Annotated in this window: 24 protein-coding genes and 1 other annotated feature; of the genes, 7 read left to right on the top strand and 17 right to left on the bottom strand. The window is 47.4% G+C overall.

Features of this window, described 5'->3' with window-relative positions:
* Window positions 1–237 precede the first annotated feature (237 nt).
* Window positions 238–681: a hypothetical protein gene (locus tag GYMC10_RS12610; RefSeq protein WP_015734798.1), complete on the bottom strand. Its 444-nt coding sequence runs from the start codon at window positions 679–681 to the stop codon at window positions 238–240.
* A gap of 375 nt (window positions 682–1,056) precedes the next feature.
* On the opposite strand from GYMC10_RS12610, the gene GYMC10_RS32745 reads away from it, so the two are divergent.
* Window positions 1,057–1,140 carry a putative holin-like toxin gene (locus GYMC10_RS32745; RefSeq protein WP_220687457.1) on the top strand — a complete coding sequence of 28 codons (84 nt, stop codon included), beginning with the start codon at window positions 1,057–1,059 and terminating at the stop codon, window positions 1,138–1,140.
* A 1,143-nt stretch (window positions 1,141–2,283) separates the two neighbouring features.
* Here GYMC10_RS32745 and GYMC10_RS12600 read toward each other — a convergent pair.
* From GYMC10_RS12600 to GYMC10_RS12580, 6 genes are all read right to left on the bottom strand, one after another.
* On the bottom strand, window positions 2,284–2,748 hold the full coding sequence (locus GYMC10_RS12600) for a DUF2691 family protein (RefSeq protein WP_015734796.1): 465 nt from the start codon (window positions 2,746–2,748) through the stop codon (window positions 2,284–2,286).
* A gap of 1,107 nt (window positions 2,749–3,855) precedes the next feature.
* The gene (locus tag GYMC10_RS12595) at window positions 3,856–4,788 is read right to left on the bottom strand and encodes a 5'-nucleotidase (RefSeq protein WP_015734795.1); all 933 of its coding nucleotides are present in this window, start codon (window positions 4,786–4,788) and stop codon (window positions 3,856–3,858) included.
* 207 nt (window positions 4,789–4,995) lie between these two features.
* Window positions 4,996–5,493, bottom strand: a complete 498-nt coding sequence (locus GYMC10_RS12590; protein ID WP_015734794.1) for a hypothetical protein — start codon at window positions 5,491–5,493, stop codon at window positions 4,996–4,998.
* Window positions 5,494–5,641: 148 nt separating this feature from the next.
* A complete protein-coding gene (locus tag GYMC10_RS32740) occupies window positions 5,642–6,151 on the bottom strand; it encodes a tyrosine-type recombinase/integrase (RefSeq protein ID WP_222838318.1) in 510 nt (169 codons plus the stop codon).
* Window positions 6,151–6,408, bottom strand: coding sequence for a phage integrase N-terminal SAM-like domain-containing protein (locus GYMC10_RS32735; RefSeq protein WP_261979744.1), 258 nt, complete (start codon window positions 6,406–6,408; stop codon window positions 6,151–6,153). Before GYMC10_RS32735 ends, GYMC10_RS32740 begins: the two co-directional genes overlap by 1 nt.
* A 63-nt stretch (window positions 6,409–6,471) precedes the next feature.
* A complete protein-coding gene (locus GYMC10_RS12580) occupies window positions 6,472–6,744 on the bottom strand; it encodes a hypothetical protein (RefSeq protein ID WP_041621977.1) in 273 nt (90 codons plus the stop codon).
* Between the two features lie 467 nt (window positions 6,745–7,211).
* Between GYMC10_RS12580 and mraY the strand changes: the two genes are divergently transcribed.
* Window positions 7,212–8,162 carry a phospho-N-acetylmuramoyl-pentapeptide-transferase gene (gene mraY / locus GYMC10_RS12575; protein WP_187293014.1) on the top strand — a complete coding sequence of 317 codons (951 nt, stop codon included), beginning with the start codon at window positions 7,212–7,214 and terminating at the stop codon, window positions 8,160–8,162.
* A gap of 92 nt (window positions 8,163–8,254) precedes the next feature.
* Here the strand turns inward: mraY and GYMC10_RS12570 are convergent, their stop codons facing one another.
* Together GYMC10_RS12570 and GYMC10_RS12565 are read right to left on the bottom strand one after the other, a co-directional pair.
* Window positions 8,255–9,199 (bottom strand): aminoglycoside phosphotransferase family protein, encoded by a 945-nt coding sequence (locus GYMC10_RS12570; protein WP_015734792.1) that lies wholly within the window; start codon window positions 9,197–9,199, stop codon window positions 8,255–8,257.
* A 152-nt stretch (window positions 9,200–9,351) separates the two neighbouring features.
* Entirely contained in the window at window positions 9,352–9,666 is a 315-nt protein-coding gene (locus tag GYMC10_RS12565; protein WP_009589457.1) for a DUF1904 family protein, read from the bottom strand.
* A gap of 239 nt (window positions 9,667–9,905) precedes the next feature.
* Here GYMC10_RS12565 and GYMC10_RS12560 point away from each other — a divergent pair, with 239 nt between their 5' ends.
* Entirely contained in the window at window positions 9,906–10,817 is a 912-nt protein-coding gene (locus GYMC10_RS12560; protein ID WP_015734791.1) for an aminoglycoside phosphotransferase family protein, read from the top strand.
* 91 nt (window positions 10,818–10,908) lie between these two features.
* Here the strand turns inward: GYMC10_RS12560 and GYMC10_RS12555 are convergent, their stop codons facing one another.
* Window positions 10,909–11,310, bottom strand: coding sequence for a hypothetical protein (locus tag GYMC10_RS12555; protein WP_015734790.1), 402 nt, complete (start codon window positions 11,308–11,310; stop codon window positions 10,909–10,911).
* 193 nt (window positions 11,311–11,503) lie between these two features.
* On the opposite strand from GYMC10_RS12555, the gene GYMC10_RS12550 reads away from it, so the two are divergent.
* The gene (locus GYMC10_RS12550; RefSeq protein WP_015734789.1) at window positions 11,504–12,724 is read left to right on the top strand and encodes an RNA polymerase sigma factor; all 1,221 of its coding nucleotides are present in this window, start codon (window positions 11,504–11,506) and stop codon (window positions 12,722–12,724) included.
* 74 nt (window positions 12,725–12,798) lie between these two features.
* Here GYMC10_RS12550 and GYMC10_RS12545 read toward each other — a convergent pair whose 3' ends face one another.
* The 4 genes from GYMC10_RS12545 to nirB form a co-directional block, all read right to left on the bottom strand.
* Window positions 12,799–13,596 carry a protein phosphatase 2C domain-containing protein gene (locus tag GYMC10_RS12545; protein WP_015734788.1) on the bottom strand — a complete coding sequence of 266 codons (798 nt, stop codon included), beginning with the start codon at window positions 13,594–13,596 and terminating at the stop codon, window positions 12,799–12,801.
* Window positions 13,593–14,060: an HIT family protein gene (locus GYMC10_RS12540; protein WP_015734787.1), complete on the bottom strand. Its 468-nt coding sequence runs from the start codon at window positions 14,058–14,060 to the stop codon at window positions 13,593–13,595. The genes GYMC10_RS12545 and GYMC10_RS12540 overlap by 4 nt, the downstream gene beginning before the upstream one ends.
* A 43-nt stretch (window positions 14,061–14,103) precedes the next feature.
* Window positions 14,104–14,326 (bottom strand) — a binding site (T-box leader).
* A 75-nt stretch (window positions 14,327–14,401) separates the two neighbouring features.
* Window positions 14,402–16,522, bottom strand: a complete 2,121-nt coding sequence (gene nasC, locus GYMC10_RS12535) for an assimilatory nitrate reductase catalytic subunit NasC (protein WP_015734786.1) — start codon at window positions 16,520–16,522, stop codon at window positions 14,402–14,404.
* A gap of 31 nt (window positions 16,523–16,553) precedes the next feature.
* The gene (nirB, locus tag GYMC10_RS12530; RefSeq protein ID WP_015734785.1) at window positions 16,554–18,707 is read right to left on the bottom strand and encodes a nitrite reductase large subunit NirB; all 2,154 of its coding nucleotides are present in this window, start codon (window positions 18,705–18,707) and stop codon (window positions 16,554–16,556) included.
* Between the two features lie 438 nt (window positions 18,708–19,145).
* Between nirB and GYMC10_RS12525 the strand changes: the two genes are divergently transcribed.
* Window positions 19,146–20,372, top strand: coding sequence for a nitrate/nitrite transporter (locus tag GYMC10_RS12525; protein WP_015734784.1), 1,227 nt, complete (start codon window positions 19,146–19,148; stop codon window positions 20,370–20,372).
* A gap of 132 nt (window positions 20,373–20,504) precedes the next feature.
* On the opposite strand, the gene GYMC10_RS12520 is transcribed toward GYMC10_RS12525, so the two are convergent.
* The 3 genes from GYMC10_RS12520 to GYMC10_RS12510 form a co-directional block, all read right to left on the bottom strand.
* Entirely contained in the window at window positions 20,505–20,888 is a 384-nt protein-coding gene (locus GYMC10_RS12520; RefSeq protein WP_015734783.1) for a hypothetical protein, read from the bottom strand.
* A 61-nt stretch (window positions 20,889–20,949) separates the two neighbouring features.
* Window positions 20,950–21,510: a VanZ family protein gene (locus GYMC10_RS12515; RefSeq protein ID WP_015734782.1), complete on the bottom strand. Its 561-nt coding sequence runs from the start codon at window positions 21,508–21,510 to the stop codon at window positions 20,950–20,952.
* Window positions 21,507–22,433 carry a D-Ala-D-Ala carboxypeptidase VanY gene (locus GYMC10_RS12510; protein WP_041621976.1) on the bottom strand — a complete coding sequence of 309 codons (927 nt, stop codon included), beginning with the start codon at window positions 22,431–22,433 and terminating at the stop codon, window positions 21,507–21,509. The genes GYMC10_RS12515 and GYMC10_RS12510 overlap by 4 nt, the downstream gene beginning before the upstream one ends.
* 194 nt (window positions 22,434–22,627) lie before the next feature.
* Between GYMC10_RS12510 and GYMC10_RS12505 the strand changes: the two genes are divergently transcribed.
* Both GYMC10_RS12505 and GYMC10_RS12500 read left to right on the top strand, forming a co-directional pair.
* Complete coding sequence (locus tag GYMC10_RS12505; protein ID WP_015734780.1) at window positions 22,628–24,364, top strand: ABC transporter ATP-binding protein; 1,737 nt, start codon at window positions 22,628–22,630, stop codon at window positions 24,362–24,364.
* Window positions 24,357–26,204, top strand: a complete 1,848-nt coding sequence (locus GYMC10_RS12500; protein WP_015734779.1) for an ABC transporter ATP-binding protein — start codon at window positions 24,357–24,359, stop codon at window positions 26,202–26,204. Before GYMC10_RS12505 ends, GYMC10_RS12500 begins: the two co-directional genes overlap by 8 nt.
* The last annotated feature ends 36 nt before the right edge of the window (window positions 26,205–26,240 follow it).

Here is a 26,240-nt window from a genome sequence, read left to right as displayed (position 1 = left end):
TTAAGAATTTCATTGATTTTTTTATTGGATATTTCCATCATATCAGTCCTTAAAGATTTGTTATTGCAGATATTTCGCCTAACGTTCCCTGTATTCACGACGTCCGACGAATGTCGGATGTGTCCGGCTGCCTCAGCTCCCTCTCATTATCTTCTGCCGGACCAAGGGCGAAAGCCCGATGCGTGAAAACGGTGTTATGTGACGTACCCACTTCCCTGAGATGCCTTCATTAAATTTCTATTCTTCATAGAGCCAATCAAAATCATCATGTAATATAAACTCTTGATCTTCTAATTGCATTTCATATTTTGAGCAAATTACATCAATTTCTCTGTATTCATTGCCATTATCAATTCCAAGATAGACATGTTTAAGTGACTTATTAGATCGATTTTGAAATCGATTCAATAGATCTGATGAATCCAGAATTGCTGATCTATAGAATTCACTCCACTCTCCCCACTCAAGTCCATATGAAAAATTGGTAAATAATACACTGTGAAAAATAAGGCTTCCTTGCTTCACTTTATATGTAAAGTTCCTGCCTTCATTTCTATCTAATCTACTAACTACTTTTAGCAGCCGAAACGACAAGGTTCTAGTTTTATGATTAATCTCTAGACTTTCAATAACAGAATCATATAATTGAAGATCATCATAATCTTTATATTCTTGGTTCATGATTTTCACCTCACTTCTTTGAGAGATCTGATCTGGGTATGTCATATAACGTTCCCGCATCTGTGACGCGACCCGGCCTGAGATAGTTCTTATCTTAGGCCGGGCCGTGTGTTGTCTGAATATTCGCCTATGAGCTTGCTTCTGACAACCAAGGGGCGAATGCCCCGCAGCATAGATGCATTGTTAAGTGATGTTACTGCCTTCTCTGTATTTACATTCTCATAACTATTTAGATTAAATATTGTTTTTCTATGTATTCTAGTTATTTATAATATTCTATATGGTATTTTATCATGTTCTATATGTTATAATTTTCTAGTACAATATACGGCTAAAAGGGCGGTCGGCTAATCTCCCAGAAGGGAGGTGATGCCCATGGAGGTCAAAGATGCACTTTCCTTAATGTTCATGTTTGGCATGTTCATTTTGGCATTGCTCACCTACATGAAAAAGAAATAGACCGCCCTGGCTAGGATAACGGTCTATTTCCGACCCATCTTACGTGGCCGACTGCTCTTTATGCAGTTATTGTACTTTGGAGTCGTGTTAGCGCACGGCTCCTTACTTATTCTTACCTCAGTATAACTCATTTTATAACGCTTTTATAGGTTTTGTTGATTATTTTTATTTATATATGGTCTGCAATGTTGTCTGCAGTAACTTCACTTAACGTTACTGTATCTACGAACCCGAGAGGCTTAAGGCGCAAACGCGCCGGGTCCGACGGACTTAGCCTCGCAGGGTTGTCTGCCGAAATTGCTACCCCGAATCACATCTCGCAGACCAAGGGCCGAACGGCCCGCAGCGTAGATATTATGTTAGATGATGTTGTCGCCTTCTTCGAATTACTTGGAATAGCTCTTAAAATAGTTTTTTACTTCCTTGGGCTTTCTAAAAATTATGATACTCTTACTTCCCTTGTACTTCTCTAATATATTAATTATTCTCATCCGATGATTCTTCCTAAAATTCCATACGGACTTTATAAATTTATAATCAATACTTTCTAGACAACCCTTCCCCATGTATTCTCCAGTTGTACCATGATTTAAGATTGTCCTTTTCATTACCCTATAAAGACATAGATATCGCGGAAAATCGAAAAAGTAAACAGTGTCCGTATAAGGAATTCTATAATCTAATGTCCTTCCATAGTTTCCATCCATGATATAGGTTTCCTGAACTAATAATTTTTGTAGTATTTCATCAAACTCCTGATTACTACAACTGATCCATCCTGGTTTCCAGTAAAATGAATCTAAATGAATTACAGGTAAGCCTGATTCTTTACTTAGTCTTGATGAAAAAGTTGACTTACCTGAGCCAGGACAACCAATGACTAAGACCCTTTTCATTTATTCCTCCAATGAATTACTTTCAATAAAAATATTGCGATGATTTCATCTAACGTTCCCGCATTCCTGACGTTCAAGCGGCTTAAGGCAACAAAGTTGCCGGGTCGAAAGACTTAGCTGGTTGAATGTGTCGCCTGAATAAGCTTCTCCGATATCCCTCTTGGCGACCAAGGGCGTCAGCGACGAAGTAGGAATGTAATGTTATCCGATGTCTCTTCCTTCCTGATTTAATTGCATTAATACTTTCCTACCATACAGAAAGGCTTGTTCTGAAATCATTCTCGTCAGTTATGTATTTTATATTTGTATAGGCCTGTTTTTTTGCGTTAGAATACAGCCCTTCTACTAACTTGGCATTTTTGCAATAAATTGTTGTATAAGAACTATCGACAACTAATAATGCCAATTCGCAGTTACTTCTGAGAAAATCATCGTAAGTTTTAATTTCAATTGGTTTACTGCCTTTAGGAAAAGCTCTAAGGTCTTGGAATATTAAATAATAATCGTTGTTCTTAATGACGTTTCTTAGTGTTTCACCATCCATACATTCAATTAACCCTGAAAAAAGTGCATCCAGTTTGCCATCTAGTATAATGTATGACTCTTCCCCATCAATCCACCAATTATGATCTTCTACTTTAAAAGGTTTTAATATATCTTCGAGAAATCTTCCGTATTCATTTGGAATTTCAAAACTAATTCCTCTTATCATTTACTCTTCTCCTTATTCTTTTCCTGCAGAGATTTCGGATAACGTTCGCGCATTACCGACGTCCAATCGGCTTAAGGACCGCAGGTCTGGGTGACTCTGCCACTTAGCCGGTTGGATGTGTCACCTGAATTAACTTCTTCGAAACTTCCTCCTGGCGACCAAGGGAGCGTAGCGACCGCTGTGGTAATGCAATGTTAGGTGATGTATTCGTCTTCCTCGAATTATCCATCTGAAAATCCCTGAATCTATAGGTCCTTATCTACGAATTCTCGGTACTTAATGTATCCAATCTTCTCGTAAAAATTTTAGCAATACCATTGTTAGACCAATAATCTAATGACCTACTGGTATTACTTTCTCCAAATGTTTTCTTTGATTCCATCAGCGGCATTGAATTTAAATGATATAAAAAATGAAATCCAATAGTGTATAAGACCAGCTAACGAAGTTAATGAAATTGTTGCTATTCTAATATTGATGTTCCAGATATCTTTGAAAAAAAATACAAAACCAAAAATGTTAAACAATATAATGTGATACCAACTACAAATCTATAAACAGTCTTTTTTATCAGTAGTTTATTAATCAGAAGTGTCAATAAAGAGAAGAATAATATAAAAAATGAAGGAAGAAATATTAGAACACTCACAACATCAGTAAACAACGGGAATTCATTATCAATATAATTAGGCCAAAAATTAATTACACCTATTAACGGAAATATAAGAGATATTACAAGCCATATTCTGTATAAAGCCGTTAAATTACTAATCCCTCCAAAAAATCTTTATGTTCATTGTGGCATGAATATTCTGTACTTCTTGATTGAGTTAATTTTTAAGTTCGTGCACTTTAGTTTGTTTGATTTGCATACCACAGCTCCTTGATCGGCTATGATTGTTTATATTATGAATCATACGAATATTTCACTTAACGTTCTTGTATTCATGACGCGAGCCGGCCTTAGATAGCTTTTATCTTAGGCCGGCTCGTGTGTCGTCCGAGTTGTCTCCCATGATTGTACATCGGACGACCAAGGTGCATTAGCCCCGATGCGTGAATATTTTGTTATAAGATGTTCCCGTCTTCGAAGTTTGAGCCCTATTATTACTTGTCATCATCCCTGTTATTCACGACTCCAAACGGAACATGTACCGAGGGAAATATTCTAGCGACACCCTCAATATGATCTACCTGATCATCAAAGAATATGTGTGGCATAAAAACGCTCAACACTCTTATTTTCTCTACTCCTCCGAGAAAGAATGCTTCATCAACTCTGATATCAAGTTTTCTAAGTGTGTTAATCATTCTTTCATGTGCAGGTGCATTTCTAGCCGTAGCAATTGCTATTCGAATTCTAGGTTTATAGTTAGGATCGTTCTGATTTTTTAAAATCTCTTTTTGTTGTAATTTAGATATCTCTGTAAAAAACTTTAATAAAGGTCCAGCTGGTAAAGGCAGACCCGCTAACTCCTTTTCATGTGAATGAAATTTTGCTAAAGCTCCAACTTGAAAAATAGATTCAGCAGAATCATCTGCAATGATTCCATCAAAATCAAATGCTAATCGTATTTCATTATCTCTTTCATCATCAATATAATCAGATGGATAGATACATCCTGCAGGATACCCATGTGCGACCGCTTCTTTGACGTCGTCTGGGTTTCCAGATAAAAAAAGGGTTGCATTAAATGCTGACATATATTTAAAGGGATTGCTTCCAGCGATAAAAACAGCTCGACTTATTGTTAAACCATAATGTTCAATAGATTTAAAGACTCTCAAGCCAGTATCAGGGTCATTTCGTGAGAGTAAGACAACTTCTACGATTTGATCATCAGGTGTATTTATACTTAACAATCTCTTTATAAGTGGGTACGCAACACCATGACTTAATATTTCATTCTCATGTTCTCTTTGATATTTTCGATAAGCTTCCTCTCCTTCTTCTCTGAATACGCGATCAGACTCTGTTAAATCGAATAATGCACTTGAAGCAACTGCTATAACAAATTTACTCTCAATATCAAACGGCATTTGTCTTCGTCCTTCCTATTACATCCCTATGTAGTGTGTCTTACAGATATTGCGGGAATTTCTTATAACGTTCCTGTATTCACGACGTCCGACGAAGTCGGATGTGTCTGCTGAAAATACTCCTACGAAATCCATCCAGCAGACCAAGGCTCCATTAGGAGCCGCAGCCTGAATATTTTGTTATGTGATGTCAGCATCTTCTTCGAACTACTTGACTCGGTTCTTTGATTTCTTTGCCATATTTTTAAACTCTTCATATTTCTCTCTTGATGCTTTAATTTTACTCTCTACTACATACGGGGCATCAGCTGCTAAGTGAGGTAATTTCTCATTTATGTAACTGTATAACAATCTTTTCTCATTATCGGTTGGATTTATTGGGGCAACAGGTATAGGCAGTGGTTTATCTTCTGCTTCTACTTCTTCGAGTAAACTAGGCATTCCAAAAGCAAAGAAATTATGAAAAGCTCTTTTCCTATCTGCTTCTGTTACTTCATAATTACCATTAGAATCTAATCGGAATCGATCAAATTCGACCGTAAGCAATTGGTGTGGCTTCCTATCTTTATTTTTGTAATACAAAATGACCTCAAGTACATCCTGATTTGCTAATTGAGGTACAGACTTATATTTGTGATTCTTGGGTTGGGAGATCTTTATAATTTTATCTCCATTAGAAATGAATAAATATCTGCATCCAGTCATTCATACCACTCTTTCAATCTTTTATTTATGCTGATTTCACATAACGTCTTTTTCACGAACTTCGCAAAAACATCACCTCTTGAGGTGTTTACGAAGTTCGTGAACACTCCTTCACCAACCATGTTTACGATTTCTCTCCCGGAATCTCCTATTCCACTTGATCTAACGGACTTTTAATCCTTCTTATGTCCTTCACACTCACATGGGTGTACCTTTCGGTCGTGCGTACACTTTGATGACCGAGCAACTCTTGAATGAAGCGAATGTCAATTCCACCTTCCAACAGATGGGTAGCGAATGAATGGCGTAAGGCGTGAATACTAACCTTTTTCTGGATTCCAGAGGCAGTACGTGCTTGTTCGAACACTTTTTGAACCGTTCGTTCCGTTATATGGCGCTCTGAGTGTTGACCTGGGAACATCCATTTCTCGGGCTTTTCTTGTTGTAAATACGGTTGAACAATATCCATAGCTGTATCGGATAATAGCGTAAGACGATCCTTTCGACCTTTTCCTTGAGAAACTCGAAGCGTTTTTCGCTCGAAGTCAATGTCTTGAGTTTTCAACCGGACCACTTCACCTACCCGTAATCCTGAGGAATAGGTAAGGTATAGGATCGCACGATGTTTTACATTATGGAGTGCTTTTAAGATCAACATCATTCGTTCATCGATAACACATTCGGCAACTTCTTTTCTTTCTTAGGGCGAACATAAGAGACTGTTTCCTCATGCAGTAGTACTTTTTGAGCATAGAATTTGATCGCGTTGAGCGCTTGATTAACATAGGAATGGGAACATTTCCTATGAAGTAAGTGCAAGGAATAACTCTGAATCATGTTCTCGTGACCCATCCCATAATTTTGCTGTTGTACAAAAGTGTGAAATCGATGGACTTGACTACAATAAGCTTTTATCGTTTTTTTACTATAACCTCGAAGCTGCAGTGCATGAACGAAAGACCTTTTTATCGATTCATCTCATGAATAGATTGGAGTGTGTTCCTGCATGTAAACTTCATTGTTAAACAAGCTGCACTCTTTCATCAACATGTTATCAACATGAATCATTGTTCCTTCAAAAAGTATATTCAACTGTCGAATGGATTCGAGTGTAAATGGAATTATCCAGACCTTTTTATCACTGACCCATTTCCTTCCTGGAATTTCTCGAATCTTCATCACCATTTGTTCATCATACTTAAAACGAACATACAAGGAATTTCCATCATTCCGAGACAACCATATACTCACATTCCCACCCTCCCATTATAGCAGCAACCTAATTATTGGAAAGCAAAAAGAGCTCACAATCGCCGTAATCGACGTTGTAAGCTCCCGATACTTTCGGTGCTGTATCCTTTATAATCTAACCGCATCCAATTCAGTAATATCACGTTTAGGGATTTAAAATTGTTATAGCGATTAAATTGATTAAACCATAATCAAGGTAGCCATGGCTACCTCATTTCTCACCTTACTTTAAGAACGGAGATGCCATGCAAGCAATAAATCACAGTACTGCACTTCGAGTCGAACATGACAAGTAACGCCGAGTCAGTCTTGATGGTTCACGCCGTCTTCGAAAACTCCACGGGAAATGACAGCCAACGCTTGTCCATTAACAGACCCTATCAATTCAAGAAATTTGAAGGAATATTTGTCCATTCCATCGAAATACAATGAACTAACGGAAATGGATAGAAAGTGATGTGTATGAGATGAATGGAATTCTGGGTGTATCCGGACTATCGTTTTTGCTGGTGACGCTATTTACGCCGCTGCTCATCTGGGGTTTGCGCACCTTAAAGCTAACGCAGCCGATTCGGACCGAGCTGCCTCCCGATCATCAGGCCAAACGCGGGACGCCGTTAATGGCTGGCCTTATTTTGTTGATTGGCATTGGGATGTCGCTGCAGTTTCAGCCTACGCCGCTGACCGTTTTTTTATGCTCCACCTTTCTTCTGTTCAGCTCGATCGGGTTTATGGACGATTTCAAAAAAGCAGCGTGGCAGGACCCGTCCGGAATTTCCGGCCGAACGAAGCTTGTGCTTCAGTTCCTGTTTACCGGGGCATTATTGTATGTCCTGTTCCAGTCCTTCTCGCTGACAAGTGATATCGCGCTTTTCAACGGGTTCCAACTTCACCTGCCGATCAGCGTCTATATCGTTATCATGCTGCTGTTCATTGTAGGCTCGGCGAATGCGATCAACTTTACCGATGGTTTGGACGGACTGTTGATCAATGTGGCCATACCGACCTACTTTTTCTTCTTCCTGATCTCCGACAAACCGGAGGTTCAGATGTTCTCGCTGGTCATGATCGGCTGTCTGCTGGGCTTGCTGCTCTACAACATTCATCCGGCCCGGGCTTTTATGGGCGATACGGGATCCCTCGCTATCGGCGGCTCCCTTTCATTCCTTGCGGTGATCGAGAAAGTCGAAATTCTGATTCCCCTGCTGTTCCTGATCTATTTGGCGGAGCAGCTTTCGGTTATCCTGCAGGTATGGTATTACAAACGGACCAAGCTGCGCCTGTTCCGGATGGCTCCGATCCATTTCCACTTCAGTCTCAAGTACGGCTGGAGCGAGAATAAAATCGTGATGATCTTCGGTTTTGTCTCCTGGTTTATGGCTCTGCTCTGTTGGGTGCTGGCAAAATACGTCATGTGAACCATTCCAATGGACAAGCAAAGCAAAAGCCTCCTGGTAGATGCAATGAACTCTGCCAGGAGGCTTTTTTACATATTGAAACCCAACGCTGATTAGGATTTAGAGATCGTGATCTCTTCAAGCTCTTTCTTCAGGCTGTTAAGCGTGGACGCGCGTTCTTCGTCATTCTGGACATCACATAGCAGCTGCTCCATGAACTCCCAGATATCCTCCAATTTACGTCTGCCTTGATAAAACGTCAACGCCTCGCTGTTCATCTCGTAATCGCTATGCGTTTCTTTATAAATCCTCATAAATGATTCGAAGTAGGGTTCAGCGACAAAAAACATCATATCCGCTTCGACCGGCGCCAGCTTAAGCCCCTCCCAGTCAATCAATATCAATTGCTGACCATCCGACATCAGATTCCAGGCATGCACGTCGGTGTGGCACAGCGCCAGGCGAAGATCGCGTTTCTTCAACGCTTCGGACAGCGCTTCCACTTCAAGCATCAAACGCATTAAGCAGTCGATATGGGGATTCACGACTTCACTGATGTCAACCGGCTTCTTCGTATCCAGCGCCTCCCTTAGCTGACCAAGAAAAGGCACCGAAAAGCTTTCCGTCATGGCACTTGTCACCAGCGGAAAATCTTCCCCGTAACGATGGAGCTCAGCGATGATCTGTGCCAGTTGTCTCACTTGATTCTCCGTCAGCTTGCGGTCTGCGATCGTGTCCCCGTCGATATATTCATACAACAAATAAATGCCTTCGTTATCCTCACATCGATAACGTTGGTCTGTCGTCAGCATCGGCACCGGAATGCTGCCCTTTAAACGACTATGCTCCTCAAGCCACAGCAGGATCGGAACATAATCGTCAATCAGCGCAGTCCATTTGGGTGTGGAGGCCCGGCTTTTCTCATAGACTTTCAGGAAATAGTTCTGTGCGCCGTTACTCACTTTGTAAGCGAGCGCAGCCCAACCGCCCTGCTGGGGTACAATAACGGGATGAGCCAAACCGTAATATTCCTTCAAAATGCCCTGTAGTCGGTCCATTTTTCCTCCTATCTATGCACTTACCATGCCTAATAATCTCTTTGATTTATCATAACGGTAAGAAGATATGACATAAAGTCCATCATTCATTTTAATTTAAAAAAACAAGGATGCTCTTCTAGCATCCTTGTTTTCACTCATCATATCTTATTTTATTCTAATGGCCTGCCTTCTTTATAATAGAGATTCCGATTGAGAATCACGAAGAATATATGTACGTTCCGGTACCCGTGCTCCGACAGGATCTCGTGTATGCTGGCCGCAACCGCATCATGGGTCTCCTGAGCCCGCTGGAACATCAGGATTTCGACGGATAACGGCGTATTTGTAATGATCCGATATGGAAGCTGTTCGATTTTCACGATTTCTTTCGGAATTTGAACAATACCGGCGAATGTTTCAACCACGGTTGGCGTTATTTCTTCGAGGAAAACTTCTGAAAATCCTTTAAAACGTAAATATGGCACACTTATCCCTTCATTTCATCGATTTATTGGTCTTCTGGATGTCTGCAAGTGACTTTTATCTCTCTTCTACTATACAATAATGTTATTGTGAAAGGAATCACTATGATGCAGATATCTAAATTGGCCGGTAAAGTTCAGTTACAGCTGTCCTTTCAGTTGCCCCTTACGATGCGTTTCCGATACACTGGGTAAGTGTTCCGTTTAGTGGAAGTTATTCATTTATGGAGGTGAAGACAAGTATGGGACAAAATCCATGGGATGCCGAATGGGAAGTGACGGAGCCGTTAGTCCGGCTGCTGCTTAACCGTCAATTTCCCCAGCTGTCCTCATTACCCATCCAAGAGATCGGCAGCGGCTGGGACAATACTGTCTATCGCATCGGCGAAGAGTATGTGTTTCGTTTTCCCAGAAGAGCATTTGCCATCCCTTTACTTCAAACCGAAGCCAAAATCCTGCCCAAGCTGGCGAATTACATAACGTTACCCTATGCGAAGCCCCTCTTCTTCGGAAAAGAGAACGTAGACTATCCCGCGCCTTTCCTGGGGTACACCTATCTTTCCGGGTCGTTTCCGATTGGACTGACGGATGAAACACGGATGCAGTCGGCGGCAGCGCTCGCGCGCTTTCTGAAGAACCTGCATGCCTTTCCCGTGGACATAGCGCAGCAAGAAGGTGTAGCGGTGGACCATCGTAATCTGACCGATCTCGCTGGGCGCAAAGATAAAATGCTGGACTTCCTATCCCAGCTAACCCCCCATTTCACGCAAGCAGAAATGAAGGAGATCGCCGACTATTTGCATGGCATTCCCTTGGATCGGGTCAAGCAGCAGCTCATCCTCATCCACGGAGATCTCCATTTCAAAAACATGCTGGTGGACGAAACAGGCAAGCTTTCCGGCATCATCGATTGGGGCGACGTGAGCATCGGACATCCCGCCTGCGACCTGAGCATTGCTTACAGCTTCTTGCCTCCGGCATCAAGGGAGGGATTTTTTGAAGCCTATGGCAGCGTGGACGAAGAAACGAAAGTGCTGGCTCGTTTAATCGCCGTTTATTTCCCCATGCTTATCTTCATGCAGGCTATCGACGATAAGGATGAAGCCGTTGCACAGGAAGCCAAATCGATTATGAAGCGTGCCATCTCGATTTGATGCATCCATGAGATTTTTGTATCAAACGGCATAACAAAAAGAAGCTTGAGGGTTCAAGCTTCTTTTTGTTCAATTAGACCTTTGCCCTTGGTTAGATTTTCAACACTCCCATTAATGGCATGATGGCTTTTATCACGTTCATGCCCAGTTTAATATGAGGCACGATCTGTCCCAGGAAGCCGAGAGGGCCTGCAGGCGCAGCCGCCACTCCCTCCTCGGCTCCTTCGGCTGACGGAGCGCTTGGAGGACCGCCAAAGAGGTCGCTTAAAAATCCGGATATTTGCGCTTTGTCTCCGCTTCGGGCAATCGCAGCCGGCATCTTATTGTTGGCTCGGAGCCCTGATAGCGTTACTTCCCCGCCTTGGATCTGATTCAGTTCGCCGACGTAATAGCTGCCGTCCTTCAGAACGACCACGACCGGCTGACCTACCCAATGCTGCGGTGGCATCGGCTTGGAAGCGGATCTGGACTTCCTTACGCGTTTCGAAGGCATATAAGGATCACCTCGCTTCCCATATCCATGATGATGACATCATATGCACAGAACGCCTTTCTTTCTTGTGCCTTTATAGGATGATGATATAAATGCATAAAAACCTAGATTGCGAGAATATTTCGTTCCACTGTGGCTTTTTGCATACCTCCGGTGTCTAATAAACTGTAAGGTCAAGAGGAGGTTCTTATCCATGTCTAGAGCTCATGACAAACTCCCTGGTTATCCGGATAATCAAGGAACAAAGCGAACATTTGAAGATACGTATGACGAATATCGTCCGAGGATCCGGCAATATCTCGCACTGAAATTGAATCCGACGGCGGCAGATGACTTAACCCAGCAAGTGTTTTTAAAGGCAATGGAGAACCTTGATAAGTTTAACGGAACATCCAGTCTGTTCACTTGGATCTTCAAAATTGCTCAAAACACAGTCAAAAATGAGTATCGAAGTTTAGCGCGAAAAAATGAAAAACCTTACGACTTTACACGTTTTGAATCGCAGTCCATCTCCCTTGATTTTGCAGGTTATGTTGATATTCGAATTGATATCGGAGCGGCGCTTAAGAAGTTAAGTGAACGGGATCAGCAAATCATATCTTTACGATTTTTTGTGGATTGTACGCTGCAGGAAATTTCCCAGATTGTCGGCATGCGCGAGAGTGCGGTGAAAAACCGATTGTATCGGTCCTTAGCGAAGCTGAAGAAAGAATTAAGAGAATGGGGTGACATCACGATTATGTCGATACTCGACTTGATATCCATTGAAAGTAAAAGTGAGGCAAATCATCATCAGAACAAGGTGCATCAGGACCTGTTTCAAGAACTCAAGAATAATGTAGAACAGATGGCAGCGAAATATAATCATCAGCCTTCCCGCAAAATCGTTATTGAAATTTATCCCGACCTGCCCACATTCCATCAAGCCGTAGGCGAAAGCGATGCACCTAATTGGTTCATGGGCACGTTCGATAACAACACTTTAAAAATCGTCTCTCCCTTGAACCCGGGACCCGAGCATACTTATCACTCGATCCTCCGGTCCACCCTGCACTTGTATGCCATGTGGTTGATTAGTGATATTAATCCACTGGCACCTAGATGGATCCGTCAGGGCATCGGGGGGTACGAAGCTCAGCAGATGTCGGAAGACTTCATTCGAAGCACGACGACCGAAGCTATTCTTAGTCGGGCAATTCCAAGCTTCGAGGATCTGAATGATGATTCCTGGGATTTCGGCAAAACAGGATTTCAGTTTTCATATTTGCTCGTTGCGTTCATGATTGAAAAATACGGGTTAGATTCATTGAACCAATTCATTCGCAATCCGGATGATTATTACGGCATCTTCCATCTTTCCAAGGAAGATCTTCATGAACAGTGGGCGAAAAATCTCCAGCACCAGCTTAATTAAATCAATGGAAACCCGGTCAATGACCGGGTTTCCTAGCTTTTTCAATTGATTTCATCATGCCTTACATGCATTTCCTATCTTGAATCATCGGATGGATAGCTGGGATGATGCCCAAGCTCCACTTGCCATGCAATCATGGTGACGCTGTCCTTGATCCCGCGTTCATGCGACATTTGCATGAAATCCTTCACGCCTTTTTCCAGATCAACGCCACGCAGCTGTTTCATATGTTCCAGAAATAACGGTCCCCATTCTAAAGCGCCATCGGTGCTTAATACAATCACGTTTTTCCCAGAGCGCAGCTCTCTTACGCCCGTGGAATAACAAGGGACCTGCTTATCGAAGGTGTTTACCTTCCCTATCCATTCGTAGAAATTCCGTTGATTGAGCAAGGTTTGCCCAAGCGCTGTCAATTCGGGATGAAGAAGATAAAGCAGGCAATCCCCGACGTTAAACCACCACAAGTATTCTTCGCGTCTGCAGCATATGAGACAGGAAGTTTCACCGGCAATTCTCCTGCAATCCTCGCGAAAGCGTTCGGAAGTCAACATGCCCAGCAAATAGTCATGCAGGACTTGAAAGCACTGCTCGATTGGCTCGCGGAGGATACCAGCAATCTCGGAAGCGGCCCCATCGATATAGGATAAGACGAGCTGGGCGCTCTCATCGGTTTCATGGGCATCCAGCAGCAGGACGAATTCCAAATCAGATTCCGCATCGATCCAGATATAAGCGCCATCCTCGTTTTTATCCGCCCCGGCTGCCAAGCTGCCGCCATACCGGCCCAGTACCCCATGGGAAACCGCAATCGTCTGCGGATCGTCGAGGAACATGCTGGAGCTGCCGTGCCACTTCACGATATAGGGCCTCATGGAGAAACCTCATCCTGCGCCATACAACGCCTGATTCGCGAACACACTTCTTCGATCTGAGCGGCATCACCTCGGGGGGCTTCCGGCCAACCGCTAATTCCAAACCCCCAATAGGACGCGGGCGTATTCGGATAACGCGGAATCAGATGGATATGCAGATGAGGGACGTGATCTCCCAGCACGAAGGAGTAGATATGTTCCGCGCCTATGCATGCTTTCAATGCGCGACTCACCCGGGTCAGCATCCGTCCGACGGCGGCCGACTCATCGTCCCGCAGCTCCGCTAATCCCGATACATGCCGCTTGATATCGATCATAATATATCCCAGATAAGCTTCGTTGGAATCGGAAGAAATATGGCCTACGTAGAGCAGTTCATCCTCATAAATCGCTCCCCCCGGAAGCTGGATCTCTCCCCGATGCTTTCGACAGATAAAACAATCGCGCTCTTTCGCGTTAACCATATGAACCCTTCCCTTCGATAAAATATAAAAAGCCCGCCATCCCCTAAGAGACGACAGGCTAACTACCCGCGCGGTACCACTCTACTTGATCCGATCTTCATCAAATCCGCTTGAAGCCCGATCACGAAGGCTAAACGTCAAGGCATACTCCATTTCTGCCTCACCACTCATGGGCGAGCTTCGGAATCCTCATGGACTGCATTTCACCATTGCTGCAGCTCTCTGAACCATGAACGATTTCTACTACTCCCAATCATTGTGTTTGTATATAAAATTGTTCCTATTATAATTTTCCATATTCATCCTGTCAATGAAGAACGGACTTCATTGTTGCATCACCATTACCTCAATGACCGGATCCGGACAGCAGCTGTCTTAAAACCGGGCATCTTGCAGAACGGATCCAGCTCCGGCCGGGTCGCATGATTGACATTCTGCACGCCGCCCCAATGCATCGGGACAAACAGCGTGTCTACTCTTATATGTTCTTTAATCCTGCTGCGTACGGAAAAACGTCCATGCTCCGACACGATTTCTACCCACTCCCCGTCACGGATTCGGTAACGCTGCGCGGTATTCGGGTGGATCTCCACGAAATTTTCAAGCTCGCGCGCAAGCAGGGAAGGACTTCTCCGGGTCTGCACGCCCGTCAAGTAGTGTGACAGAACACGGCCATTGGTCAGAATGAGCGGATACTCCTCGGACACCCCCACCCATGGATTCCCCGGCGTCACGGAAAACACGGCCTTTCCGTCTGGATGGGCGAACGATTGCCGAAACAGAAGCCCCGTCCCCGATTCTTCTTCAGAGGGACACGGCCAATATACTCCCTCTTCCCGGCGCAATCGATCATAGGTGATGCCGAAATAGTCTGCAATGCCGCCTTTGCTTGCAAGCCTCAGCTCATTAAATATCTCTTCAGGCTCATGAAAGTCAAAATATTCACCCTTGCCCAATCTGTCTGCGATCGAACATAGAATCATCCAGTCATGACGCGCCTCCCCCGGCGCCTGTCGCGCCGCCTTCCGGAGAAGAACCCGTCCCTCCAAATTCGTCAGCGTACCTTCATTTTCCATATAGGAGGTTACCGGCAGGACAAGATCGGCGAATCGGGCCGTTTCGGACATAAACATATCCGCAACCACCAGAAAATCGAGATGGTTCAAGCCTTCCTCCACAAGCCCCGCATTCGGATTCGAAACGACGGGGTTGGACCCCATCACGAAGAGCGACTTAATTTCACCCCTATGAATCAGCTCCATCATCTCGTAGGCAGAGACGCCCTTTCCAGGCAAGCTGGAAGGCTTAACGCCCCAAACGGAGGCAACATATGCCCGGTCCTCCTCGTTCTCGATCGATCGATAGCCTGGCAGCTGATCGGCCTTCTGCCCGTGCTCTCTTCCTCCCTGACCATTTCCCTGACCGGTGATCGCCCCGTATCCGCAGCCCTCCCTCCCGATTTTTCCTGTTGCCAAGACCAGATTCAGATAACGACGTACCGCAAGATGGCCATCCGTCTGCTGCTCCACCCCTCGGGCCGTCAGCACCATCCCTGTTTCCGCCATAGCATAGGTTACGGCTGCCTCCCGGATCAGCTCCGCATCTAATCCGCATAATTCGGCGGCCCGCGACAAATCGAAGCTGTCCAAATAGGTTTTCAGCTCCTCGTAACCCGTAGTTCTTGCTTGAATGAAGCCTTCGTCTAGGAGACCTTCATCCACGATCATCTTCAGCATCGCATCCGCCAGTATGGCGTCCGTCCCAGGTCTGATCGCCAAATGCATATCGGCTATTGCGGCCGTTGCCGTTCTGCGCGGATCGATGACGATGATCTTCGCCCCATTCTCCTTGGCCTGGTTGAAGTAAGGGAGCAGCGTAGGCTGGCATTCCGCTATATTGGTGCCGGCCAGCACGATGCAGTCGGCAAGCGGAATATCGGACAGCCTGAACGTCAGTCCCCTGTCGATTCCAAAGGTTTTGCTCCCGGCAGAAGCTGCGGCCGACATGCAGAAACGACCGTTATAATCGATATACCGGGTGCCAAGCGCCACCCTGGCAAATTTCCCGAGCAAATAGGCCGTTTCGTTGGTCAGCGACCCGCCGCCGTATACGGCATGGGCATCGGGACCATATCTCTCGGATATCGCCTGAAATCGTTCGCTAATCACGGCCATCGCTTCATCCCAAGAGCAAGGAACGAGTTCGCCGTTTGAACGGATCAACGGATGTTGCAGCCGCTGCGAATGGACTGCGTGCTGATGCGCATTCATGCCTTTGACGCACACCCTACCTTCGGAAGCGAGGTTCGGTATCCCCTCCACCTTATACTTGGCCCTGAACCGTCCCGGGATGCTCTTCTCTTCCTCTTCAACCGTCATCTTGCACTGTACGCTGCAGAAAGGACATTGTGTCTCTACCACGGCCGCAGCTCCTCCCGCAGCGGACGATTCCGAATAAACCATAACTGACCACCTCTCCCTATATTTCGCTTGTTTAACCCACTTGTGTCTTCCATTCCCGCCGAGACAGCATCTCTGCAAGCTCTCTTTGCAGATCATGGTCCAGAACATGCTCCCGGATCGAGGTCACACCCGTACGTTCCACCCATTTCCACAACGGTTCCTCATACAAGCCGTTCTGCCGATACCACTGCAAACAAGCGGATACGAGCTGCATTACATCTTCCTCTCGTTCAGCAACGCCGATCAATTGGCCTTCACGGACGGGATGGTCCGCATGACCGCCGAGATAAACCTCCCAGCCTGCGGGGGAAGCAGAAATCCCGATCCCCTGAACCAGTATGCTGACGGACGATGCTAAACGATCGGACACCCCTGCATGTACAGGATAAGGCAGCGATACCTCTTGCCAGCGAAGGCGAAGCCACTCTCCAATGCGCTGAATGCCTGCCGCCTCCATCCTCGAGCCTTCCGTGTCTCCCATCCATACCTGAACGCCTTGGTAGAGTCCATGATCCGCATCGGAGACATGATGCCAAGTCTTCCGAACTGGTTCATCACCGTTTCCTATCCCCGTCATTTCAAGGTAATAACGCAGAGCTGGCCGGCAGGCCATGCATCCGCCCGGCTTCTTCCAGCCCTGATGGAGCATGAAATCCGATATCGTATGACAGCCTTGACTCACCGCATGGGCAATCGCTTGCTTCAATGAGGAGTGCCCCAGCTTCGTGCATTCACATACGGGAATCTCGCCTTGCGTTATGGCCGCCCTCTGCGCCCCCCCCTTTTTGCCGCTTCGCGCATGTTTGACAAGAGCATCCACCATAGGCCGGCAGCCGCCGCACGAACCGGATGCCCTGGTCAGCTGCTTAACTTCATCCGTGCTTTGGAGATTGCGATCGGTAACGGCCTGCATGATCTCCGCTTTGCTCACGCCGTTGCAAGCACACACCGTTTCATGATCCGGGAGCGTCTGTGCAGCTGCTTCCGCCGAGCTTACCATGCCTTCTTGCGGGATAAGCTCTGAGACAGCCGCGCCCTTCTTCACCATGGACAGCAGCGTGGATCCCTCAGTCGTGTCTCCGAACAGAATGGCACCCGTAACCCTGCCTTTGTGCATGATCACTTTTTTGTACGTGCGGCTTACGGCATCGTATTGCTGAATGGCGGTTTCCACATCGATCCCCGATATCGCGCCGGCCGAAAATACATCCACACCCGAGACTTTAAGCTGGGAGTATGGAATCGAACCGACATAAGGCTCGGCCTGCCGGCCGCAGATAACCCGGGCAAGCACCTTTCCTTGCTCATACAGGGGAGCGATTAGACCGTAACTAATCCCCCGGTGCTCCGCGCATTCTCCCACCGCATAAATATTCGGCTCACTTGTCCTCATGAAGTCATCCACCAGGATAGCCCGCCCCGTCAGCAGACCGCTTCTCTGGGCCAGCTCCACGTTAGGCCTAATCCCTACGGCAAGCACCACTACATCCGCATCAAGCCGAGTTCCGTCGATAAACCGAAGACCCTGCACCCTTGTTCGGCCAACGATTCGCGTGGTATCCATCGCCAAGTGGAATCGCATCCCTTGGCTTTCTAGCTCTCGCTGCAGCATATGGGCTGCCGTCCGGTCTAGCTGCCGGTTCATGATATAAGGGGCATTATGAACCACATGGGTTTCCATGCCGAGATGGAGAAGGCCCCGGGCAGCCTCCAATCCCAGCAATCCCCCGCCAATGACGGCCGCTTTTGTGTAAACCCTGGACATTTCGGTCATTTTCGTGCAATCGTCCACCGTCCGAAATGAAATGACGCCTTCCTTATCCGTCCCGGGGATCGGAGGAACGAAAGGGGATGAGCCTGTTGCCAGAATTAATGCATCATACCCTTCCCGCTTACCGGAGACCGTCTCGATGCAGCGGGCTTTGACATCGATATGATGAACGGCTTCACCGGTCAATAACCGGATGCCATGCCGCTCATACCAGGACCAGTCGTTCAGGATAATATCCTGCAGGGAATGTTCGCCTTGAAGGACTTTGGACAACAGAATCCGATTATAGTTGGGGCGAGGTTCGGCGCCGAATATCGTAATATCGAAAAGCTCCGGCCCAAGCTGGAGTATTTCCTCTACGCATCGTATCCCTGCCATTCCATTTCCGACAACAATGAGCTTCTTTCTCTTCATGAATTACCTCCACTCCACCCTTGTCACTTTCATGTAAGAAAATACGAAACGCCCTTTCCCTGGGAACAGGAAAGGGCGTCATTGCCTTCAAAACCGGCACATCCTTGTGCCATATTGGTATTCGTAACATACATCTAGCTTAGTTGACGAAATTCAATATGTCAATATATGTGACATATATTCATCGAAATTTTAATGATTAATAATTATTCGATTTTTTGTGTAATGTATATTGACATTTATTTGACCTGTTATCTATAATGTGAATCAGAAAAATCATATATTTTTTACAGACGGTAGACACAATGACGTGTCTGCGTCTTGGCAACGAGGCCGCAAGTCGTTCTGCAATGGGCGAATTGCGGCCTTTTTATGCCTGCATCTGAAGACCCGCACCAGGAATAGAGAACGTACACATTTGGATAAGGAGCGATAACCATGGAGAAGAAAGGATTTTGGCAAAGCGGGCACAAGCCCTCCCTGTTCGGTGCTTTTTTGTATTTCGATATCAGCTTCATGATATGGGGCATGCTCGGACCGCTTGCGGTAGTCATTGCCGGAGATTATCCGATGGATCCGGTGCAGAAGGCAAATCTGGTGGCGCTTCCCGTTCTGGGCGGCTCGATACTTCGACTCGTATTAGGTTTCCTTGCCGATCGCATCGGCCCGAAGCTAACGGCTCAGATCGGGATGGTCGTCACGCTGGTCCCTCTTTTGCTTGGCTGGTTATGGGTAGATTCCCTTGATCAATTGTACGTCGTTGCGATTCTTCTCGGCGTCGCGGGAGCTTCGTTCGCCGCAGCGCTTCCTCTTGCGGGACAGTGGTATCCCAAAGAACATCAGGGTCTGGCGATGGGTATCGCCGGAGCCGGGAACAGCGGTACCGTCCTGGCGACCCTGTTCGCCAACCGGTTGGCGCAGCATTTCGGAAGCTGGGAGATTGTCTTCGGTCTCGCCATCATACCCATTGTGTTGGTCTTCATCTACTTCTCGGTGTTTGCACGCAACAGTCCGAATCGACCTGCTCCCAAACGGCTGTCCGAATATGGCAATGTGCTTAAACAGCGCGATGCTTGGGTATTCTGTGCCCTGTACTGCGTGACGTTTGGCGGCTTTGTCGGGCTCGCCAACTATTTAACGATCTTTTTCAACGCCCAGTATGGCCTTTCCGCGGTTCAGGCTGCGGACATTACAACGATCTGCGTCATTGCAGGGAGCTTCTTCCGTCCTGTAGGCGGCTTTCTGGCCGATCGTATCGGCGGCTCGCGAATGCTGATGTTTCTCTATGCCGGAGCTGCCATTATGCTGATCGGCGTCTCCTTCTTGCCGCCGCTATGGCTTGTCGTCACGTTGCTGTTTATCGGCATGATGTGCCTGGGCGCGGGGAATGGTTCCGTATTTCAGCTTGTCCCTCAACGGTTTGCCGGCGAGATCGGCCTGGTTACCGGGATTGTCGGGGCTGCCGGAGGCTTGGGCGGCTACGCGCTACCGCTAATTTTGGGTCGATTGTACCAAGCGACAGGCTCATACACCGCCGGGTTCATCATTCTGAGCTTCATTGCCGCGGCATCGCTGGCCCTTACGATTGTGATGCAGCTGAAATGGCGGCGCAGCTGGCTCCGCGGCGTGCCATCCGGCGCGCAGACCGGATCGGCTGAGGCGTGAGAGAAAGCGAGATCCATATTAACGCTGCGACCGTTTCACGGCATATTGCCAAAGAAACGGTCGATTAGCGGGCACCCACGCAAAAAAAGCATCTTATCGATGCTTTTTTTGTTTGGGATAACAGCCATGCCATCAGTCGGCTATATTCACGACGTCATGCTGAACCGAAATTCTGACAAAATAACGATTCGGCCATATTTTGGTTGTCACCACGACATCCTGGTCATCCTTTTCAAAAAAATATCCGGAGCCCTCCTGCATAACATAATGCCAATCCTCGCGCTGCATCCTCTCCTTAATCATTTCAGCCGGTTGCCTCATCTTCGTAAGATACAGTCCATGGCCGTTCGAAGGATCATCGATCTTAACGACGGATTTGTCGGTGGTATGAAGCGAATACATCAGTTTGATATGATTCCAACCGATCGAATGGATATATAATGCGATATTTATGACGAACATGACAAAGACCAATCCGATGGAACCGAACAAGATCCTTTTCCAGCGTTTATTCACGATTATAACCACCGCCTTTATAGATATATCTTCAACGTTAAATCGACACTCATCATCAGGTTCAAGATGAGGCCTCTTGCTTCTTCGCCTCCGATAACGGCTTGCCCTTCCCGCCCCTACCCTCATCAATATGGGATTGTTTTTCCGATAAGGTTAGTTTTAAGACGAGGACCATGGAACAGCCTATCACCCCGCCAGCCGTATTCAGGATTAAATCGTCCACATCAAAGCTTCCCATCGAAAAGAGAATCTGCGAGCACTCCAGCCCAAGGCTTAGCCCGAAGGAAGTCACGAAAGCGCCAAGCCATCCCATCCACTTGTTTTTCAGCAATACACTGACGAATATGCCGTTGGGTATGAAAATCGCGATATTTCCGAACAGATTGATCACGTCATGCGGGCTCGAGAGCCGTTTCATATTTTGATGGATGGACTTAAACGGCGTCAAATTGGCAAATTGCAATCGATTCTGCATATGTTCGGGATTATCGATCGAACGCTGCAGCTGCTGCCACAGAAACGAAATGTTCACGTCGCCGAATTTAAACAGAATGATTTTGACCAGCACATATACATACAACGCATACAGCAATAATACCATCCATTTAGGCGTTAGCTTCATTCATTCTCATCCTTGCCGAGCTGCACCGTCACAATCATGCCATCGATGTTGTTGCCGGATATCTCGTACTCGCTGCCGGCCGGAACCTCAATTTCCGTTTCTTTCGCCTGGACGGGTACGTACGCGATTTCGTAGGCCTTCCCGTTTACGGTTGCCTTATAGGTTTTTTTCTCCTTGAGAAAATCCAGATACTCTTCGAGCGTAAAATCCAGCTCATGCATGATCATGCTGTGCGGAAGCCCAACATAACGAAAATGCCACGGCTCATACTGGATCCCTGTGATGTCCGTCTTGTCCTGGGGGTATCTCAAAATAAATCCATGCGCCCAAGCATGCTTCTTCAGCCACTTGCCCTCCGGAGATTGATCGATCGCCTTCTGCGTAGATCCGATATCCATGGATAACCCGAGGTTATGTTCGCTGTAGCCTGGAGGCAATGCATAATCGGCGCCTTTTTCGCGATATAACACCTCTTGTTCGCTTTCATCCCGGTACCCGCTGCTGATCATGAAGTGATTGACCCCGTCCTCTCCTGCTGCTTGGATCATATCGCCAAAACGCTCCGCCACAGTGCGCGATAAACGGATCGTGTTGTCAAGAACGACGTAACCGTTCATTAAGTCTTGATCCTGAAATAAATTCACGATATCCGTCGGTACGGCTGCCGGATCCAGCGGGTGATCCTTGTTGACCAAAACCAGATTCCCCTGGGTTAATTGTTCATCTGTCACTGAGACCGTTTGAGCCGCTTTATTTCCATCGTTATCATATTCTGATTGAGGATTCGCCTGCGCGTCGGAGCCAGCGTTCATATCCTGTTCCTTATGTGTTCCTTCGTTATCGTTCGCGTTTGGCGTCTCCGTTAGTGCGGGCTCGCATCCGACCAACAGGAAGATCACGAGCAATATCAAACCCTTCTTCAATTTCAACAACTCCCTCTATCTTTGTCCCACCATCTTAAAGAATATAGTTTAAGGAAAAGTAGAGAAAAGTTAAAGTTTTTCTTAAGAGATGCGAAGCCCTCCCGGGGCTTTTGCTCTTTACCCTTTGACAAGGCTGAAGCCCATGGCTTACCTTGGTATTTAGACTAATAAGAATAAAGAAGGTGCCATTATTCTTGCTTAAACTATTTCGTTATTTACGTCCTCACTGGACAGCGGCCCTGCTTGCACCGCTGTTGATGCTGCTGGAGGTCGCCATGGATCTGCTTCAGCCCATGCTTATGGCCAGCATTATCGACCGCGGCGTCATGCAGAACGATACGACACACATCCTCAGTACAGGGCTGCTCATGCTGGGAGCTGCAGCCATCGGGCTGCTTGGAGGTCTCGGGTGCACGATTTATTCTTCCATTGCTTCACAGCGTTTTGGCGCCGACCTTCGCCGGGATTTGTTCCGCAAAGTTCAGTCCCTGTCTTTCCGCAATCTGGACGACATCTCAACCGGGTCGCTCATCACCCGGCTTACGAGCGATATCGTTCAGCTTCAGACGATGGTGCAGATGCTGCTGCGCATCTTCGTACGCTCACCGTTTCTTGCCATAGGAAGCATGATCATGGCGGTGATCATCAGCCCCAAGCTGGCCATCATTCTGGCTATTGCCGTTCCGTTGCTGTTCATCGTGATGTTTTTCCTGATCCGGGCTACCCTGCCCTTGTTCGCCACCGTTCAGAAGAAACTCGATAAGTTGAATACGGTACTGAAGGAAAATTTCGCCGGAATCCGGGTCTCCAAGGCATTCGTGCGTGCCGGTTACGAGAAGGACCGATTTCATGATGCGAACCAGGACTTCACGCAAGTTTCGGTAAAAACCCAGCGGATCGTTGCGCTCAACATGCCCATCCTGACCATGATTCTGAATGTCAGCATCGTGGCCGTCCTGTGGTTCGGCGGAAAGGATGCTATCGGCGGATCCTTTGAGGTCGGTAGCCTGGTAGCCTTTATAAACTATGTCACGCAGGTATTGTTCTCGGTTTCGTCCGTGGCCATGATGCTGGTACGGATTTCTACGGCCAAGGTCTCCGCTGACCGTATTCAGGAGGTCATGCGTACAGAATCCGAAATTGTGAACGAGGTTCAACCGGCAACCGATGCGTACAAGCAAGGAGAGATCATGTTTGACCGCGTTACCTTTTCCTATAACTCGGAGATGCAGAAGCCCGTACTGCGCGACATCAGTTTCAAGGTTCGACCAGGACAGCATGTAGCCATTATGGGTGCAACAGGTTCGGGTAAAACCTCTCTGGTATCCCTGCTCCCCCGTCTGTACGATGTGACCTCCGGGCAGATACGAATCGACGGAACCGATGTGCGGAGAATGGAGCTGTCCGCTTTGCGCGAACGAATCGGCATCGTCCTGCAAGAATCCATCCTTTTTACAGGCACTATAAGGGACAACATCCGCTACGGGAAACCGGACGCTTCCGATGAAGAAGTAATGGCCTCGGCTAAAGCTGCCCAAGCGCATGATTTCATTACTTCCATGCCGGATGGCTACGATACCGTGCTTGGACAACGCGGCGTGAACCTGTCCGGCGGACAGAAACAGCGGATATCCATTGCGCGGGCATTATTGCTTCAACCCGCCATTCTGATTCTTGATGACAGCACTAGCGCCATCGATACGGGAACGGAGTCGCGGCTTCGGAAAGAGCTGGCCCGTCTGATGAAAGACCGGACCTGCCTTATGATAGCCCAGCGGATCTCATCCGTGATCGACGCCGACCTGATATTGGTGCTGGATGACGGGGAATTGATCGCGAAGGGCACGCACCACGAGCTGCTTGCTTCCTGTGAAGTATATCAGGACATTTATCGATCGCAATTCGGCAAGGAGGTGTCTTCTCATGGCTAAACCGAATCAGGATTCCAAGCATGCCCATCATACGGACGGTCCGGACCTTAGCATGCGAGGCGGCAATGCCATCCGCGGAATGACGATAGCCAAAGCCAAGCCGAAACATACGATGGATACGATACGCCGGATATGGAGCTATATCCGTCCGTTCAAAGGCGGCATGATGGCTGTTTTCGTATTCACGCTCGTAACGACGCTGCTCTCACTGATTGCCCCTTATCTGCTGGGGAACGCCGTGGATCATTACATCATCCCGGGAGACATCAGAGGACTTATGGGGTTATGTGCGATACTTCTTGCCGTTTATGCTGGCACCGCGCTCACGGCATGGCTTCAGCAGCATGTCATGGTGAAAGTCTCCCAGCTGTCCATTCTGGCCATGCGGCGGGATATCTTTGCAAGGCTTCAAGTCCTGCCGCTCCGCTTCTTCGACAGCAAGACGCACGGCGAATTGATGAGCCGCACGACCAATGATATCGAGAATGTCTCCGGTACGTTGAATCAAAGCGTAACCCAGCTCATCTCCAGCGTTCTGTCCCTGATCGGATCCCTTGCCATCATGCTGTACCTCAACATGTGGCTTACGCTGCTCAGCATGGTGACCATTCCGCTTGTCATGCTGTTCACGAAGACGGTGGCAAGCCGGACAAGAAAGCATTTTTCCAAGCAGCAAAGCTTGCTGGGTGAGCTTAACGGATTCATTGATGAGACCGTTTCGGGCCAAAAGGTCGTGCAGGTATATCGCCGGGAACGGCATGCCGCTGCCCAGTTTGATGACATGAACAAAAAGCTGACGGAAGCCAGCATTCAAGCCCAGATCTATTCGGGCACGGTCGGGCCGGTTATGAACGTACTGAACAATGTCAGTTTTGCCTTGATAGCAGCGGTTGGCGGCTACATGGCTTTCAAGGATTTCACAACCGTCGGGGTCGTCGTTGCGTTTCTGAATTATTCGAAGCAGTTTCAACGGCCTTTGAACGATCTGGCGAACCAGTTCAACCTGGTGCAATCTGCGGTTGCCGGGGCAGAACGAGTCTTTGAGATTATCGATACGGAGTCCGAATACCGCGGCAATGAACAGACGAAAAAAGCGGACGATATGTATGGCGAGGTACGATTTGACCATGTGTCCTTCAGCTATAAGGAAGGCGTCCCGATTCTGAGGGACGTTTCGCTTACCGCCCGGCCGGGTGAGACCGTTGCGCTCGTCGGCCCGACAGGCGCCGGCAAAACCACCATTATCAATCTCCTCACCCGCTTCTATGAGATTGATGATGGCGTAATCACCATAGATGGCAGCGTTATCCGCCAACTGGATAAAGACAGTCTGCGCAGTCAGCTGGGGATCGTGCTTCAGGATGCTTATGTATTCTCGGCATCGATCCGGGAGAACATTCGATATGGCCGGCTGGATGCCACGGACCAAGAGATCGAAGCCGCCGCCAAGCTTGCCAATGCGCATGACTTCATCATGAAGCTGCCCGATGGCTATGATACGCAGCTCCTGTCGGGCGGCGGCAACCTGAGCCAGGGCCAGCGGCAGCTCTTGACGATCGCTCGCGCCGTGCTTGCCGATCCCGTTATTCTGATTCTCGACGAGGCAACCAGCAGCATCGATACCCGAACCGAGATGCATATTCAGACCGCCATGCGCGCCCTGATGCGAGGCCGGACCAGCTTTGTCATCGCCCATCGTCTAAGCACGATCCGCGAGGCCGACCAGATTCTTGTCATGAATCATGGCGGAATCGCGGAGCGCGGCACACATGAAGAGCTGCTGGCCAAGCGCGGCTTCTACTACGAGTTGTACAACAGCCAATTTAAGCTGACCAGCTAACGGGTGTTGAAAGTTTTCTTAAGCTGCTACTGGCAA

Origin of the sequence: Paenibacillus sp. Y412MC10, assembly GCF_000024685.1 — a bacterium.
Classification (GTDB): Bacteria; Bacillota; Bacilli; order Paenibacillales; family Paenibacillaceae; genus Paenibacillus_AQ; species Paenibacillus_AQ lautus_A.
This window is presented reverse-complemented; position numbering and strand designations above follow the sequence as displayed.

Excerpts from the sequence above, each read along its gene's own strand:
- GYMC10_RS12610 (WP_015734798.1), bottom strand. The coding sequence starts at position 681 with ATGAACCAAGAATATAAAGATTATGATGATCTTCAATTATATGATTCT.
- GYMC10_RS32745 (WP_220687457.1), top strand. The coding sequence starts at position 1,057 with ATGGAGGTCAAAGATGCACTTTCCTTAATGTTCATGTTTGGCATGTTC.
- GYMC10_RS12600 (WP_015734796.1), bottom strand. The coding sequence starts at position 2,748 with ATGATAAGAGGAATTAGTTTTGAAATTCCAAATGAATACGGAAGATTT.
- GYMC10_RS12595 (WP_015734795.1), bottom strand. The coding sequence starts at position 4,788 with ATGCCGTTTGATATTGAGAGTAAATTTGTTATAGCAGTTGCTTCAAGT.
- GYMC10_RS12590 (WP_015734794.1), bottom strand. The coding sequence starts at position 5,493 with ATGACTGGATGCAGATATTTATTCATTTCTAATGGAGATAAAATTATA.
- GYMC10_RS32740 (WP_222838318.1), bottom strand. The coding sequence starts at position 6,151 with ATGTTGATCTTAAAAGCACTCCATAATGTAAAACATCGTGCGATCCTA.
- mraY (WP_187293014.1), top strand. The coding sequence starts at position 7,212 with ATGAATGGAATTCTGGGTGTATCCGGACTATCGTTTTTGCTGGTGACG.
- GYMC10_RS12570 (WP_015734792.1), bottom strand. The coding sequence starts at position 9,199 with ATGGACCGACTACAGGGCATTTTGAAGGAATATTACGGTTTGGCTCAT.
- GYMC10_RS12560 (WP_015734791.1), top strand. The coding sequence starts at position 9,906 with ATGGGACAAAATCCATGGGATGCCGAATGGGAAGTGACGGAGCCGTTA.
- GYMC10_RS12555 (WP_015734790.1), bottom strand. The coding sequence starts at position 11,310 with ATGCCTTCGAAACGCGTAAGGAAGTCCAGATCCGCTTCCAAGCCGATG.
- GYMC10_RS12550 (WP_015734789.1), top strand. The coding sequence starts at position 11,504 with ATGTCTAGAGCTCATGACAAACTCCCTGGTTATCCGGATAATCAAGGA.
- GYMC10_RS12545 (WP_015734788.1), bottom strand. The coding sequence starts at position 13,596 with ATGAGGCCCTATATCGTGAAGTGGCACGGCAGCTCCAGCATGTTCCTC.
- GYMC10_RS12540 (WP_015734787.1), bottom strand. The coding sequence starts at position 14,060 with ATGGTTAACGCGAAAGAGCGCGATTGTTTTATCTGTCGAAAGCATCGG.
- nasC (WP_015734786.1), bottom strand. The coding sequence starts at position 16,522 with ATGGTTTATTCGGAATCGTCCGCTGCGGGAGGAGCTGCGGCCGTGGTA.
- nirB (WP_015734785.1), bottom strand. The coding sequence starts at position 18,707 with ATGAAGAGAAAGAAGCTCATTGTTGTCGGAAATGGAATGGCAGGGATA.
- GYMC10_RS12525 (WP_015734784.1), top strand. The coding sequence starts at position 19,146 with ATGGAGAAGAAAGGATTTTGGCAAAGCGGGCACAAGCCCTCCCTGTTC.
- GYMC10_RS12515 (WP_015734782.1), bottom strand. The coding sequence starts at position 21,510 with ATGAAGCTAACGCCTAAATGGATGGTATTATTGCTGTATGCGTTGTAT.
- GYMC10_RS12500 (WP_015734779.1), top strand. The coding sequence starts at position 24,357 with ATGGCTAAACCGAATCAGGATTCCAAGCATGCCCATCATACGGACGGT.